The 15240-nt window shown below is 37.6% G+C and carries 15 protein-coding genes and 1 riboswitch; of the genes, 14 read left to right on the top strand and 1 reads right to left on the bottom strand.

Translation table 11 applies throughout. From position 1 onward, the window contains the following. The first annotated feature begins 117 nt into the window (after nt 1-117). The 12 genes from lepB (at nt 118) to DLJ74_RS13075 (ending at nt 11168) form a co-directional block, all read left to right on the top strand. Nucleotides 118-666, top strand: a complete 549-nt coding sequence (gene lepB / locus DLJ74_RS13020; RefSeq protein ID WP_054788213.1) for a signal peptidase I — start codon at nt 118-120, stop codon at nt 664-666. Between the two features lie 64 nt (nt 667-730). Then, nucleotides 731-839: riboswitch (TPP riboswitch) on the top strand. A 93-nt stretch (nt 840-932) separates the two neighbouring features. Continuing rightward, nucleotides 933-1757, top strand: a complete 825-nt coding sequence (gene thiD / locus DLJ74_RS13025) for a bifunctional hydroxymethylpyrimidine kinase/phosphomethylpyrimidine kinase (protein WP_109984798.1) — start codon at nt 933-935, stop codon at nt 1755-1757. Further along, complete coding sequence (thiM, locus tag DLJ74_RS13030; protein ID WP_109984799.1) at nt 1757-2563, top strand: hydroxyethylthiazole kinase; 807 nt, start codon at nt 1757-1759, stop codon at nt 2561-2563. The genes thiD (DLJ74_RS13025) and thiM overlap by 1 nt, the downstream gene beginning before the upstream one ends. Beyond that, nucleotides 2563-3207 (top strand): thiamine phosphate synthase, encoded by a 645-nt coding sequence (gene thiE / locus DLJ74_RS13035; RefSeq protein ID WP_109984853.1) that lies wholly within the window; start codon nt 2563-2565, stop codon nt 3205-3207. Before thiM ends, thiE begins: the two co-directional genes overlap by 1 nt. Nucleotides 3208-3265: 58 nt before the next feature. Further along, on the top strand, nt 3266-3790 hold the full coding sequence (locus DLJ74_RS13040; RefSeq protein ID WP_109984800.1) for a type 1 glutamine amidotransferase domain-containing protein: 525 nt from the start codon (nt 3266-3268) through the stop codon (nt 3788-3790). A 383-nt stretch (nt 3791-4173) separates the two neighbouring features. Next, nucleotides 4174-5322 carry an MFS transporter gene (locus DLJ74_RS13045; RefSeq protein WP_109984854.1) on the top strand — a complete coding sequence of 383 codons (1149 nt, stop codon included), beginning with the start codon at nt 4174-4176 and terminating at the stop codon, nt 5320-5322. 102 nt (nt 5323-5424) lie between these two features. Beyond that, nucleotides 5425-6933 carry a glycine betaine uptake BCCT transporter gene (locus DLJ74_RS13050; protein ID WP_109984801.1) on the top strand — a complete coding sequence of 503 codons (1509 nt, stop codon included), beginning with the start codon at nt 5425-5427 and terminating at the stop codon, nt 6931-6933. Between the two features lie 207 nt (nt 6934-7140). Further along, entirely contained in the window at nt 7141-7617 is a 477-nt protein-coding gene (locus DLJ74_RS13055) for a DUF456 domain-containing protein (protein WP_054861635.1), read from the top strand. A gap of 19 nt (nt 7618-7636) precedes the next feature. Beyond that, nucleotides 7637-8440 carry a bifunctional hydroxymethylpyrimidine kinase/phosphomethylpyrimidine kinase gene (gene thiD, locus DLJ74_RS13060; RefSeq protein ID WP_109984802.1) on the top strand — a complete coding sequence of 268 codons (804 nt, stop codon included), beginning with the start codon at nt 7637-7639 and terminating at the stop codon, nt 8438-8440. Between the two features lie 430 nt (nt 8441-8870). Beyond that, nucleotides 8871-9776 (top strand): ABC transporter ATP-binding protein, encoded by a 906-nt coding sequence (locus tag DLJ74_RS13065; RefSeq protein ID WP_054788231.1) that lies wholly within the window; start codon nt 8871-8873, stop codon nt 9774-9776. Next, nucleotides 9769-10719 (top strand): ABC transporter permease, encoded by a 951-nt coding sequence (locus tag DLJ74_RS13070; RefSeq protein WP_109984803.1) that lies wholly within the window; start codon nt 9769-9771, stop codon nt 10717-10719. The genes DLJ74_RS13065 and DLJ74_RS13070 overlap by 8 nt, the downstream gene beginning before the upstream one ends. Before the next feature lie 17 nt (nt 10720-10736). Beyond that, entirely contained in the window at nt 10737-11168 is a 432-nt protein-coding gene (locus DLJ74_RS13075) for a DUF4064 domain-containing protein (protein WP_109984804.1), read from the top strand. A 47-nt stretch (nt 11169-11215) separates the two neighbouring features. Here the strand turns inward: DLJ74_RS13075 and DLJ74_RS13080 are convergent, their stop codons facing one another. Then, nucleotides 11216-12151, bottom strand: a complete 936-nt coding sequence (locus DLJ74_RS13080) for a DUF4349 domain-containing protein (RefSeq protein WP_109984805.1) — start codon at nt 12149-12151, stop codon at nt 11216-11218. A gap of 287 nt (nt 12152-12438) precedes the next feature. On the opposite strand from DLJ74_RS13080, the gene DLJ74_RS13085 reads away from it, so the two are divergent. Together DLJ74_RS13085 and argH are read left to right on the top strand one after the other, a co-directional pair. After that, a complete protein-coding gene (locus tag DLJ74_RS13085; RefSeq protein ID WP_109984806.1) occupies nt 12439-13698 on the top strand; it encodes an argininosuccinate synthase in 1260 nt (419 codons plus the stop codon). Further along, complete coding sequence (gene argH / locus DLJ74_RS13090; protein ID WP_109984807.1) at nt 13695-15122, top strand: argininosuccinate lyase; 1428 nt, start codon at nt 13695-13697, stop codon at nt 15120-15122. Before DLJ74_RS13085 ends, argH begins: the two co-directional genes overlap by 4 nt. Nucleotides 15123-15240 lie beyond the last annotated feature (118 nt).

The following is a 15240-nucleotide window of genomic DNA, read 5'->3' on the forward strand; positions in this document are numbered from 1 at the left end:
CACCTTATCTATCTTCGTAATTCATAGATAGAAAAATGGTAAGCTAATACCCTATAAAGGATAGCACAAAAACTTTATAAAAAAAATTTCCTTAGTTCAGACGAAAGAAGGTTACCTATGGATAACAAATTTATATCAGAATTACTCTCATGGTTAAAAGCACTATTAATAGCAGTAGTTATTGTTCTAGTTTGTCGCCATTTTTTATTCACTCCATCTATTGTTAAGGGTGAGTCCATGATGCCTAATTTACAGGATGGGGATCGCATTATTTTAAGTAAGATAAGTGAAATAGAGCGATTTGACGAAATAGCTTTCGAAGCCCCGGACTCTGAAGATAATTATGTTAAAAGAGTAATTGGTATTCCAGGTGATAGTATCGAAATGAAAAATGACCATTTATTCATAAACGGCAAGGAATATAAAGAAGATTACTTGACAGCATACAAAGAAACGCTACCTGAAGGGGAAAGCTTAACGAATGATTTTACCCTCTATAATTTGACAGGTGAAGAAACAGTTCCTGATGGGAAATTCTTTGTGCTTGGAGATAATCGTCGTGTGAGCAAGGATAGTCGCTCCTTTGGATTCATTGATGAGGAATCCATTATTGGAGATGTGAAAATGAGAATCTGGCCACTCGATTCGATTGGGTGGATCAACTAGACATATATATCGCTTTCTTGACAGAATGGAACTCACATGTTTTATTAGAATTAATTGAATACAAAAATTCCACTAGGGGTGCCATCGGAATGGCTGAGATAAGAATAGTTCTTCTTGATCCCTTTGAACCTGAACTAGTTAAAGCTGGCGGAGGGAAGTGGAGTCGGTCAAAAGTGATAGATTGATGTAATAAATAACCGCTCCATTTATATAAGGGGCGGTTTTTTTATTTCCCTTCATTTCGTAAAAAGAGAGGAGAAAGGTTTATGTCCAATCAAATAGTAAGTGCAGTAACGATAGCCGGTACAGATCCTTCTGGTGGTGCAGGGATCCAAGCAGATCTAAAAACATTTCAGGAAAGAGAAGTCTATGGAATGAGTGTCATTACATCGGTTGTCGCACAAAACACTAAGGGGGTAAAGGCAGTAGAGCATCTCCCCATTGATTTTATAGAAAAACAGTTTGATGCGGTATGGGAGGACATTACCCCACATGCCGTCAAGACTGGAATGATTGCTACCATTGAGATGATGGAGCTCATTGCAAAAAAACTTACAAACAGTAAAATCCCATTTGTTATTGATCCAGTGATGATTGCTAAAAGTGGTGATCCATTAATGGAAGAGAAGTCTCGCGAGGTTATTCGGGATATACTCCTACCACTTGCAACGGTTGTTACGCCAAACGTACCAGAAGCAGAGTTTCTAGTAGGTTTTTCCATCAACTCACAAAAGGACACTGAAAAAGCAGCCAAAGTGTTGGTCCATCAATTAGGGGCAAAAGCGGCTGTAGTGAAAGGTGGACATCTTGATGGCGATGCGAAGGATGTATTATATGATGGGGCTCAATTTGATTATTTCAGTACGAAAAGAATCGATACACCTCACACCCACGGAACAGGCTGTACGTTCTCAGCAGCCATTACGGCCGAGCTAGCTAAAGGTAAATCAATTAATGAAGCGGTGGGGCTTGGAAAAGAATTTATTACAGATGCTATTCAACATTCTCTGTTACTGGGCAAAGGGAATGGCCCAACTAATCATTGGGGATATCGACTAAAAGGATTACCAAATAGAGGAGAAATGGAATAATGAAGCTAACACAGATTCAACTATTACAGGAAAAGCAACCATTAATTCATAATATTACCAACCAAGTAGTGATGAACTTTACAGCAAATGGCTTATATGCAATAGGTGCATCACCTGTTATGGCGCATGCTAAAGAAGAAGTAGAGGAAATGGCTCAAATAGCGGATGCGGTCGTTTTAAATATTGGTACATTGACGCAAGATCAGGTGGATGCCATGATCCTTGCAGGTAAATCAGCTAATAAAGCGGGAGTGCCCGTCGTTTTAGATCCAGTAGGTGTAGGAGCAACTACATTTCGCACATCCTCTGCTTTAAGAATATTAGACGAAGTAGATGTAACGATTATAAGAGGAAATGCTGGTGAGGTTGCTAATTTAGCCGGTATGGAGGTAAAAGTGAAGGGGGTTGATGTGACGGGTGACCTTCAGAACGAAAATCTTGCAACACTTGCTGCTAAAAAATTTAATACAAATATTGCGATAACAGGGGAAGTGGATGTAGTGACAAATGGGCTATCAAGATATAGGATCACTAATGGTCATCCATTGCTAACAAAAGTCACAGGTACAGGCTGTCTATTATCCGCTGTGATTGGGGCATTTTTAGCAGTAGAGAAGGATGTCTTAACCGCAGCTACTACAGCCATCAGCTATTATGGGGTTGCTGCTGAAGAAGCTGCCCAACAGTCCAATTTGCCAGGCAGTTTTCAAATCAACTTCTTGGATCAACTGAATCATTTAAACATGGAGGCTTTTGAGAGAAAATCACGTATTTCAATGGGAACATTCGGGAGTGAACATTTTTGATGAAGCCGTCTATTTTGCAGGTTTATTTTATTTTAGGAACGAATAATACAGAACAAGATCCATTAGAGGTATTGGAGGAAGCCCTTCAAGGAGGAGTGAGCCTTTTCCAATTTCGAGAAAAAGGGAAAGGAGCACTCATCGGAGAGGAAAAGAAGCAGATGGCTTTGAAGATGAAAGGGCTTTGTCACCAGTACGATGTCCCATTTCTGATTAATGATGATATCGATCTCGCGCTAGAAATCGGGGCAGATGGTGTTCATGTTGGGCAGGAGGATGAACCTTTTGTACAGGTGAAAAGCAGATGCCCGGATCATTGGATTATTGGTGTTTCTGCAACGAATGAAAAGGAAGCAATTAAAGCAAAAGAGGATGGAGCAGATTACATCGGAGTTGGCCCCATATATGGGACGAATACAAAGGAGGATGCAAAGCAGCCAATAGGAGAAAATGGTTTAAGGAATATTCGTGAGCAAGTCGGAGATTTGCCAATTGTGGCGATTGGTGGAATTAAGTTGGGCCATATATTCGGACTAAGAAAAGCTGGCGCGGATGGCGTATCTATTATTACGGCCATTAGTCGTTCGAAAAAACCAAAGGAAATGGCTCACTTATTTAGAAAATTTGCTCATTATCAATCAAATTGAATTAATAGCCACTTGCTTGGGTTGTCTGATAGACTAATATATAGAGGAGGCAGATAGGATGCGTTTAAAGGATAAGAAAGTGATTGCATTATTAGAGGAAGACTTTGAAGATTTAGAATTATGGTATCCTGTATTAAGATTGCGAGAAGAAGGCGCAATCGTAGATTTAGTCGCAAAAGAAGCGAAGAAAAAGTATTTCGGAAAATACGGAGTACCGGCAGAATCGGATTATAGTTTTTCACAAATCGATGTAAATGACTATGATGCGATACTCGTACCAGGTGGTTGGGCGCCTGATAAACTTAGGCGTTATCGAGAAGTGTTAGATATGGTGAGATCTATGAATGAGCAGCAAAAGCCAATTGGTCAGATTTGCCATGCTGGCTGGGTACTTATTTCTGCTGGCATTTTGCGAGGGAAAAAAGTCACCAGTACCCCAGGAATCAAGGATGATATGACTAACGCTGGTTCCTTATGGTTTGATGAAGCTGTCGTAACGGATGGACACATTGTTTCTAGCCGCAGACCACCAGATTTACCCCCATATGTAAAAGCATTTGCTGATCTACTAGCAGCAAATTAAGGAGGAGCCGCAGAAGGCTCCTTTTTTTACACGTTAGAAAAGTATAAAATCTTTACACAGCAGAAGTTCGACGTAGCGGAGATTTTAAGGTGCCAAGTATAAGCAAAACTAGGCATTCTCCAAAAGACGAGCGAATGCGAGTTTTTCTAACATTATTTTTTGGTGAAGATGTGCTTATCTAGCATTTTTAACTTGAAATGATGAAGAGATTTGATACAATGAAGCTTATCGTTTTTGTTAAAGTACTAGCAGAGTAAATGCTGGAAAAAAAGCAGTAGATGGAATGGCAATGGGTACACTACCTACATTTTAGCCAGTAGTTAGGGGCGGAATACGAAGTGAAGCAAATCAATGTATCATCAAAGATAGTCTTAGCAATCTTTATGATTGGTACCTTTTCTGTTGGGATGACAGAGTATGTTGTAACAGGATTACTGACACAATTTGCAAACGATTTAGATGTCGATGTTTCAACAACAGGATTACTATTAAGTGTTTATGCGATAAGTGTAGCAGTGTTTGGACCAATTCTTAGAATGGTTACATTAAAATTCTCCCCCAAGCCACTCCTAGTTGGACTGATGGCTTTATTTGTTATCAGCAATATTATTGCTGCAACAGCACCAAGCTTTGAAGTATTATTACTATCTAGATTATTGTCTGCTGCTATGCATGCTCCGTTTTTTGGCCTGTGTATGGCGATAGCTGTGAATATATCTGCACCACATAAAAGAACAGGTGCGATTGCAGCTGTGCAAGGAGGACTTACCATTGCCATTATGCTAGGTGTACCTTTCGGCTCCTTTCTAGGCGGTATGTTAGATTGGAGATTGGTTTTTTGGTTTATGGTAATTCTAGGAATAATTACCTTAACGGCTCTTGTAATCGTGACACCCAATCAGGAGACAACAGATGTACCAAAATTGAAAAAAGAGCTTAAAATATTCCGTAATAAAAATGTCCTGATGGTTATATTCATTATCGTCTTTGGTTTTTCAGGTGTGTTCACTGCATATACGTTTATGGAACCAATGATTAGAGAGTTCACAGGCTTTGGAGTTACAGGTATTACAGCTACTTTATTTTGCTTTGGTGTAGGATCCGTTATTGGGAATTTTGCTTCTGGAAAAATTCAGGAAGCACGCTTAACAGAGTATCTTATGCTAGCATTAGCTAGTTTAGCAGTTGTTTTGTTGATTTTTGCGTTTACTGTTCAATTTGCTGCACTAGCACTGATTGCCAGCTTTTTATTTGGTGCAGGGACGTTTGGGACATCTCCAATCCTGAATTCTAAAATAATTTTGGCCGCAACAGAAGCTCCATTACTATCAGGAACTATTGCAGCTTCTGTTTTCAACTTAGCAAATTTTATTGGAGCAACACTCGGAACCGTATTATTAAAGAATGGCTTCTCTTATGTCATGATTACAGTAATTGCTGCAGGTATCATCGGATTGGGTTTCATTTTAGCCATTGTGACACATTTGGTGGAAGACAAGGAAGTATTTCGGGTAGTGCGGTCTGATTCATGAGTAGGAATGATGTCTTTCAGGATGTATAGTGTCAAAAATTGTTTGATAATGTTTGAAAACGGGCATAATATAGAGACTGGACGTGGAATAGGGGTTGAGTAAATGAGAAAATACAATGCTGTTTTTTGGATAGCACTTTCCATCTGTGCCCTCATTGTTTTATGGGGCATGATTGATCCAAAAAATTTGAAGGATTCAACACAAGCAATCACTACATATATTTCTGAATATTTTGGTTGGTATTATTTACTTATCATCATGGTTTTCTTAGCTTTTTGTATTTATCTTATTTTTTCTCGTATAGGGAAATTGCGGTTAGGTAAAGACAATGAAAGACCTGAATATTCAACCGCTTCATGGTTTGCCATGCTTTTTAGTGCAGGTATGGGAATGGGGTTAGTATTTTGGACTACAGCAGAGCCTATCTCACATGCTTTTAAAAGCTCACCAAATGCAGAAGTAGGATCGAATGAAGCGATTCGCGAGTCATTACAATATTCCTTCTTTCATTGGGGAATTCACGCATGGGCGGTATATGCTATTGTCGCCTTAGCACTCGCTTATTTTAAATTTAAAAAAGATTATCCAGGACTAATTAGTGCTACCCTTACACCTGTTTTTGGGGAGAGGGCAATGAAAGCGACTCCTGGTAAATTAATTGATATCTTAGCCATTTTTGCAACAGTCGTCGGTGTGGCATCCACGCTAGGCTTTGGATCTGCTCAGATTAATGGTGGTCTAGCTTATCTATTTGATACACCTAATAATTTTACGATGCAGCTTGTTATTTTAGCTGTGGCGACTGCCCTTTTTATTTTATCTGCATGGTCAGGGATTGGTAAGGGGATCAAATACTTAAGTAATATTAATATGGGGCTAGGATTTTTCTTATTACTTTTGTTATTTATTGTAGGTCCTACACTTTATATTCTGAATATGTTTACTGCTACATTAGGAAGCTATATCGCTAATTTTTTCGATATGAGTTTTCGTCTTGCCCCATTAAATGAAAAAGGACGTACTTGGATTGATAACTGGACGATCTTCTATTGGGCATGGTGGATATCATGGGCTCCATTTGTCGGTATATTTATTGCAAGAATATCTCGTGGTCGAACGATTAAACAATTTATGGTCGGTGTATTATTCGTACCAGCCCTAGTCTGCTTTATTTTTTTCGCAGTCTTTGGGGTATCTGCGCTAAATATTGAACAAAATGGAATAGAGGCAATTTCTGAATATACGTTAGAGACCACAACTTTTGGGATGCTGCAGCATTATCCATTAGGTGACTTTATGGCTTTAGTTACGGTCTTTGTGATCGCGATTTTCTTTATCACTTCTGCCGATTCTGCTACCTTTGTCTTGGGAATGCTTAGTTCTAATGGATCGATTAATCCAGCAAATTCGATCAAAATTGCTTGGGGGTTAGCAATGTCAGCGATGGCTGCCATTATTGTATACTTTGGTGGAACAGCGGGACTACAGAACATGTTAATTATTGCCGCACTCCCATTTTCGGTAATTATGATTCTGATGTTAGTATCCTTTCTTAAGATAGTAAAAAAGGATGTTAGAAAGGATAAAAAACCAAGAAAAAGAGTGAGTTAATTTATTTTGCTGATTACTGAATATTTAAGAAAAGAACCTCCGGACTATTTTATTCGGAGGTTTATGCTTTTGCTGATAAGGAATATAGTCAATATAAAGGCTTTGATTGCATAAATTCTCCTAAAATCATTTGTCTTTTGCTACAATAAATATAACAAATGGAAGAAAATTGTGGAGATTGTATCTAGATTAGATGGGAGTATGAATATGGATATTTTATGGTGGATATTAATTATTGCTTGTTTTGTGCTGGCATTTGTAGGGATTGTTTTTCCGATTATACCGGCAGTGTTAGTAATCTGGGTGGGATTTTTTCTGTATCAATTTTTATTGACAACAGACAATATTGGCTGGGTCTTTTGGATTGCAATGGCCATTTTAACGATTATATTAATCCTGTCTGATATTATTGCAAATAGCTACTTTGTCAAAAAATATGGTGGCTCCAAGTGGGGCGAGCGGATGGCGGGTTTAGGAGTGATTGTCGGTTCCTTTATCATTCCGCCGTTTGGGATTATTATCGTTCCATTTATCTTAGTCATTATCACAGAATTAATACAAAAAAGAACGAGTGGTGATGCAATGAAGGCAGCATATGGTTCCTTACTTGGTTTTTTAGGTGGGACAGTTGCTAAAATCGTCATTCAACTAATTATGATCATTTGGTTTTTCATCGCCATTTAAATACATCGAGGTGTTAGCAATGGAAAGAGTATTGACGATTGCAGGTGCTGCTGCACAAGGAAGTGCAGGAATTCAAGCAGATTTAAAGACGTTTCAGGAAAGAAACGTCTATGGAATGTCTGCAATCACAGCAACAGTAACAAATCAATCAAGAACAGAAAAGAAAATTTTTTTGCGTACGATAGAGGAAATCGAAGCACAGCTATATACAGCAGTAGAAAAGGTAGGAATCGATGCGATCAAAACTGGAATGCTTTTTTCTACTACTATTATTGAAAGGGTAGTGACATTCATAGCGCGAAACAAGTCCCCTTATTTAGTAGTAGATCCAGTCATGATTGGCAAAATGGGCTCTCAATTATTAGCAGATGATGCGATCGAAGTATTGAAAAAGCAATTAATTCCTTTGGCCACCATTATAACGCCAAACCGATTAGAAGCAGCAAGGCTTTTAAATAAAAAAATTCCCGAAACGGTAGAGGAATTAAAGGCATATGCCGTTCAATTACATGAGCTAGGCGGTTCCTATGTATTTGTAAAAGGTGGGAAAATGGAAGGGAAGGCAGTAGATGTATTGTATGACGGAGAAAGCTGTCACATATATGAGACAGAATTTGTTGATACGATACATACAAGTGGTGCTGGATGTAGCTTTGCGGCTTGCTTAACTGCTGAATTAGCAAAAGGAGTCGAGATAAGGGATGCAATCGAGATAAGCAAATCTTATGTCTATTATGCGATTAAGCATAGCTTATCCTTTGGAAAAGGGGTGGGCTCCGTTCAACCAGCAGCCTACCGCTTGTTTCATAATTCTAGTCAATAAAGGAAGTGGTGGGGTCATAATAATTATATAAGGTGAATGAGAATCCGAACAATCCTCTGATTGAGCGTAGTCAAAATACGGAGACTCCTGTGGGAACAGCACGAGCTGAAGATCCACTTTGTAAAGTGGTTTTCTTTGCAAAGTTAGCAGACCGCCATGCCCACTGTAAAGGAAACACTGCGAAAGTTTACTTGAGCAGATGTTGACTTATGCCCGATGGGTAAAAGCGGAGTATTTTGACGGAGCGGTTACAGTGCAGAAATACCAACGTTCGGATTTTCTCTATTTTATTACTCTTTTGTCCCAATCTCTTTTCTTTTTTTGTTTAAATAAACAGAAATTTGGAAAAAAGTGAAACCATGTTTATTTTTGGACGTATATATTAATAGAGGTAAAAGTATTTAATGGAGGTGTCTGCGTGCAACCAGCAATGCAGTTAAAGAATGTGAATAAAAGCATTGGTAAGAAAAAAATTATTAAAGACTTAAGCTTTGAGATTTATCCAGGTGAAGTTTTCGGATTTTTAGGACCAAATGGGGCCGGAAAAACGACAACGATTAGAATGATGGTAGGTCTAATGAAGATATCGGCAGGGGATATCCTAATTAATGGGGTAAGTGTGAGCAAAAATTATAAACAAGCAGTCCGACAAGTTGGGGCTATTGTGGAAAATCCAGAAATGTATCCATTTATGAGTGGATGGAAAAATTTAAAGCATTTTGCTCGAATGATACCTGGTATTACGGATGAACGTATCAAGGAAGTGATTGCATTAGTAGGTTTAGAGAAGGCAATTCATGAAAAAGTAGGAAAGTATTCCTTAGGTATGCGTCAGCGTATTGGAGTGGCTCAGGCATTATTACATAATCCTTCTATTCTTATTTTAGATGAACCAACCAACGGACTCGATCCTGCAGGAATAAGAGAAATAAGACAGTATATTAGAAAACTTGCAGAGGAAGAAAATGTTGCGGTCATTGTTTCTAGTCACTTATTATCAGAAATTGAGCTTATGTGTGATCGAATTGGTATTATTAAAAATGGAGAGCTTGTAACAGTGGAAAAGGTTGCAGATGAGTCAAACGAAGATCAAGATCTTCAAGTATTGATAGAGGTCTCTCCTATTGATACAGCAGTTAAAGTGATAGAAGATGCCTTTAACATATCGGCATCCATAGAAGAGAACAAATTAGCTATCAAAACAAAGAAGGAAATCATACCTCAGATCATTCAAGAACTAGTGAAACACCAGCTAGAAATCTATGAAGTAGTAACAAATAATGCTAGCCTTGAAGATAAATTCTTTGAAATGATTGGAGAGAACACGATTGCGTAACTTTTTTTCTTTAATAAATAATGAACAAATCAAGCTCTATAGTCGATTTTCGACATGGTCGATGTATATAATCCTTGCTGGTATTATCCTAGCATCAGGATTAATTACCTTCTTCTTTTCAGATGGACTTGAGGAATATGGAGATAATTGGCGAGAAGAATTACAAGCAAAAAATGAAGAATATTTAGAAATGCAAGCAGAAGATGAAGTGTTTGGTGATTTGTATGCATATGATATTGCAAAAAATGAATATTACTTAGAGAACGATATTAAGCCCTTGTCTTATGATGCATGGCAATTTGCCCTGGAGAACGCAGGCTTAACCATGTTAGTTAGTTTATTTACGATCATTGTTGCTGCAAGTATCGTATCAAGTGAGTTTAAATGGGGGACGATTAAGCTTTTATTAATTCGCCCAATTTCTCGAGGTAAGATTTTATGGACAAAATATGTGAATGTATTAATCTTTTCTATTTCGATGCTTATATTCTCCTTTTTAATTAATTTAATCATTGGAGCTATTCTATTTGGTATAAATGGATTAAGCCCTAATATAGTAATAGAAGGGGCAAATGGGTTTGAACAAGTAAGTGTTGTTTCTGAAATATTGACAAAGTACGGCTTAAATATGGTAAATTTAATCATAATGGCTACATTCGCTTTTATGATCTCCACTTTATTTAGAAATAATAGTATGGCAATTGGACTTGCGATTTTCTTGATGTTCGCAGGGGATATCATTGTGAGTTTCCTGTCTAAATACGATTGGGCGAAATTTATATTATTTGCAAACACGAATTTAAATCAATATATGGGGAATCAAAGCCCTGTAATTGATGGAATGACCTTAGGCTTTTCCATAACCGTGCTTGTTGTATACTATATTATCTTTTTACTTGTTTCATGGTTATCCTTTACAAGAAGAGATGTAGCTGGACATTAAAGAGAGGAGAATGAAAATTGAGAAGAACTGCTGAAGTAGTATTAACCTTTATTGGAGCATTTGTTTATTTAATTGGCGCTTTTTTAGGAGGTATGTTTACGATGTTCGAAGACCTCCTAAACCAACAAGAGTTTGTTGATCAAGTAGAACAAACCGACCCTAGTCTTAACCCTAAAGATATTGAAATGGTGTTAGAAAGTGCAAGTAGCTTCGGTGTATATATTCTAGTCATTTCGATTGCTGCTATCGTTCTAGGAATTGTTTCCATGTTCTTGTTTAAAGGAAATAATAAACCAAAGGCTGCAGGTATTATTCTGATCGTAGTTGGGGGATTATCCACTTTACTTACCATTGGCTTTGGTATCTTTGCAGGAATATTCTACATCATTGCAGGTATTATGGGAGTTGCCCGTAAACCAAAGCAGGAAGTATCCCTCGAACAGTATTAATAAAGATCACAACGTTCCACGATATATTTTGGAATCAAAGCCAGACATTAATTCGTGTCTGGCTTTTTCTTCTTTCTCCGTTTGAGAAGAACAATGGTGATAACGAAGATTATCAATAAAAGAACGATAATCGGTGCATTACCAATTAAAAAAACAAAAATGGTAGATACCAATGTGACTAGAAATTGAATACTTTCTTTAAATTGTTCCTTCGTTTTTTCCCAGGTACTAGCCGACTCGTTTTGTACGGATGGTAAAGAGGTATTATTTTCTTTGATAAAGAGATCAATTGTAGCAAAGTCTGATTGGTTTTCTAAATATTTAATTTTACCCGTTAGTTGTTCTATTTCTTCTTGTACTTCCGCTAAATCGGCAGATATTTTTAGTAAATCCTCTGTTTTCTCTGCCTTTTCCATAAAGGAAAGCAAGCGTTTTTCCACTACCTCTTTTGCTTCTAGTCTTGCGGTTAAATCCACATATTGCTCTGTTACATCCTCCCCGCTAACAGCTTTCTCCTGCACCTTCATATTCCCTTCATCTAAAATCGTCAAAAAGGATTGAAATTGCTTTGCCGGGATTCTTACGGTCATGCTTCCTTGTTGGGTTTTTTCTTCTTGATGCTGAGAAGCTTGAGACGAAACGATATAGCCACCTTTTTTTAAGGTTTCCTCTTCTATAAATTTAGTTGCTTCAGTGAAATTAGAAGTTTCAATGGTTAGACTGGCATTATAGATGATTTTTCGGTTAGCAACCTCTGTTTCTGTGGCATTCGAAGAATCGTTAGCATTCTTATCATTCTCTACAGCCGATTCAGTTTGTAGATTGTTTGCTCGACTATCTTCTTTATTGGCCATACTGAAATCCTGTGGAGCTTCAGCTTGCTCGTCCGCTGTACTCTCCGCTAATTCACTACTATCATTGTTCGAACAGGCTGTGAGAAATAGAATCAAAACAAAAATGAATAAGCACCATTTTTTAAACATAGGAACCCCCTTTTTTTAGATTAGACGTCCGATCTGTTGATTGGTTACAAGAAATTGAAATTAATAATTATTCATTTCCTTGTATGATTTACGGCACTGTCCTAAGCAAAACGTATTTATGTAAATAATACTTTTGTTAGTTAGCGTAATAATTCAAACGACTTTTTAAAAAAATAAATTTTTTTCAGCATAACTATTGAATTAATATACTGAATAGTGCATAATAATACATAATTACTTCAAACGAATAGGAATTAATAGATATTAGACTTAAGGAGAGATTATTAATGAGTAAAGAAAAAGTAGTATTAGCATATTCTGGGGGACTTGATACTTCTGTTGCTATTAAATGGTTACAGGATAAATATAATTATGATGTGATTGCAGTAGGCTTAGATGTAGGGGAAGGTAAGGATTTAGAATTTGTTAAAAATAAAGCGATCGATGTTGGTGCGATTAAATCTTATTCAGTTGATGCAAAGCAATTGTTTGCAGAAGATTTTGTATTACCTGCACTTCAAGCGAACGTCATGTATGAAAATAAATACCCGTTAGTTTCCGCACTTTCTCGTCCACTAATTGCAAAAGTATTAGTAGACATTGCAGAAAAAGAAGGTGCGGTTGCCGTTGCGCATGGTTGTACTGGTAAAGGTAATGACCAAGTTCGTTTTGATGTGGCATTTACAGCACTAAATCCAGAACTGAAAATTGTAGCACCAGTTCGTGAATGGAAAATGACTAGAGACGAAGAAATTAAATATGCAGAAGAAAACGGTATTCCTATTCCAATAGATTTAGATAGTCCATATAGTGTTGATCAAAACCTGTGGGGACGTGCGAACGAATGTGGTATTTTAGAGGATCCGTGGGCAGTTGCTCCGAAAGATGCCTTTGAGCTAACAGTTGATCCTATTGATGCACCTGACCAACCAGAAATTGTCGAGATTGAGTTCAAACAAGGAAAACCTGTTGCCATTAATGGTGAAGAATATCCATTACACGAATTAATCTTAAAATTAAACGATATAGCTGGTAAACATGGTGTTGGAAGAATTGATCATGTCGAAAACCGCCTTGTAGGTATTAAATCACGTGAAATTTATGAAGCACCTGCAGCGATCACTTTAATTAAAGCACATCAAGAGATCGAATCCATCACTTTGCCAAGAGAGGTGACGAAGTTTAAGCCAGTGGTAGAACAGCAATTAGAGCAGGCAATTTATGATGGTTTATGGTTTACCCAGCTAACCGATGCGTTAAAAGCATTTATTACAGAAACACAAAAATATGTAAATGGTGTAGCAAAGGTTCAACTATACAAAGGTCAAGCATTTGTTGTTGGTCGTAAATCGGATAATTCACTGTATGATTTCAATTTAGCGACATATAACAAGGGTGACGCATTTGATCATGAAGCAGCACTTGGCTTTATCAAGCTTTGGGGCTTACCAACAAAAGTGCATTCAACCGTGAATGATGTTCATGCAGACAAAGCAAAAATTATGGAAAAAACGAAAATTGATATAAAGGAATCAGTGACACAATGAAATTATGGGGCGGACGTTTTACAAAACCAACAAATGAATTAGTAGATGAGTATACAGCATCCATCAGCTTCGATCAAAAGCTTGCACAATATGATATTCAAGGTAGTCTTGCACATGTAGAAATGCTAGCAAAATGTGAGATTATACCGAAAGAAGATGCAGAGAAGATTAAACAAGGCCTACAGGTAGTTGCAGAAAAAATAGCAACAGGAAAAGCAGAGCTAACCGAAGCAAATGAAGATATTCATATGAACGTAGAAAAACTTTTAATCGATGAAATAGGTGCTGTCGGTGGTAAGCTACACACCGGGAGAAGTAGAAACGATCAGGTGGCATTAGATATGCGTCTGTATCTAAGAGAGGCACTAGTAACATTAGTGGAGCTTTTAACCAAACTACAGGATGCTTTAATTAAGCAGTCTAACGAGAACCTTGATACGATTCTTCCTGGCTATACACACCTACAACGTGCGCAGCCAGTATTGTTCGCCCATCATATGATGGCATATGTCTCCATGTTCGAGCGAGATGTAGAGCGGCTAAAAGATAGCTATAAACGTGTCAATCGTTCCCCATTAGGAGCAGGGGCGTTAGCAGGTACGACCTTTCCAATTGATCGCCATTTCGTAGCAGAGCAATTAAATTTCGATGGTGTGGTGGAGAATAGCTTAGATGCCGTGAGTGATCGGGATTTTGTTGTCGAATTTTTGTCCAATGCATCCTTAGTGATTATGCACTTATCTCGCTTAAGTGAGGAGCTCGTGCAATGGTCAAGTGCAGAATTTAATTTTATTGAATTAGATGATGCCTTTTGTACAGGAAGCAGCATGATGCCACAAAAGAAAAACCCAGACGTAGCAGAGCTTGTTCGTGGTAAGTCTGGTCGAGTTTATGGACATTTAATGGGCATGTTAACAACACTAAAGGGTTTACCAATTGCGTATAATAAAGATATGCAAGAGGACAAGGAAGGTATGTTTGATACAGTAGAAACAATCAAAGGCGCATTGGCATTATTTGCACCAATGATTGAAACAATGGAAGTGAAAAAGGATAATATGTATGCAGCAGTTGCGGAGGATTTTTCGAATGCTACAGATTTAGCAGATTATTTAGTAAACAAGGGTTTACCTTTCCGTGAGGCGCATGCAGTAGTTGGGCAAGTGGTGCTTCATTGTATCCAAGAGAACAAGTATTTGTTAGACCTTCCGCTTGAGGCGTTCAAACAGTTTTCTGACCTTATCGAAGAGGATATTTATCAAGTACTTTCGCCAAAAACGGTTGTCAATGCAAGAGACATTGTCGGAGGAACCGCGAAAAACAGAGTAGAGGATCAAATAAAGCTTGCTAGCAGTCGATTAGAAGAAAGCAAGCATTGGATAGCAGTTTTTGCAGAAAAAGTAAATGTACTAAAGAAAAACTAAGTCCCTTCCTTATAAGAGGCTTAGTTTTTCCTTTCCTTTATCGAACAAAATGAAATGAGAAGTAAAAGTTCTCATTTTTTTGTAAAAATAAATGCATAAATATAAATTTTATAGTATA

The sequence above is a fragment of the Gracilibacillus dipsosauri genome (assembly GCF_003176895.1).
GTDB lineage: Bacteria > Bacillota > Bacilli > Bacillales > Amphibacillaceae > Gracilibacillus > Gracilibacillus dipsosauri.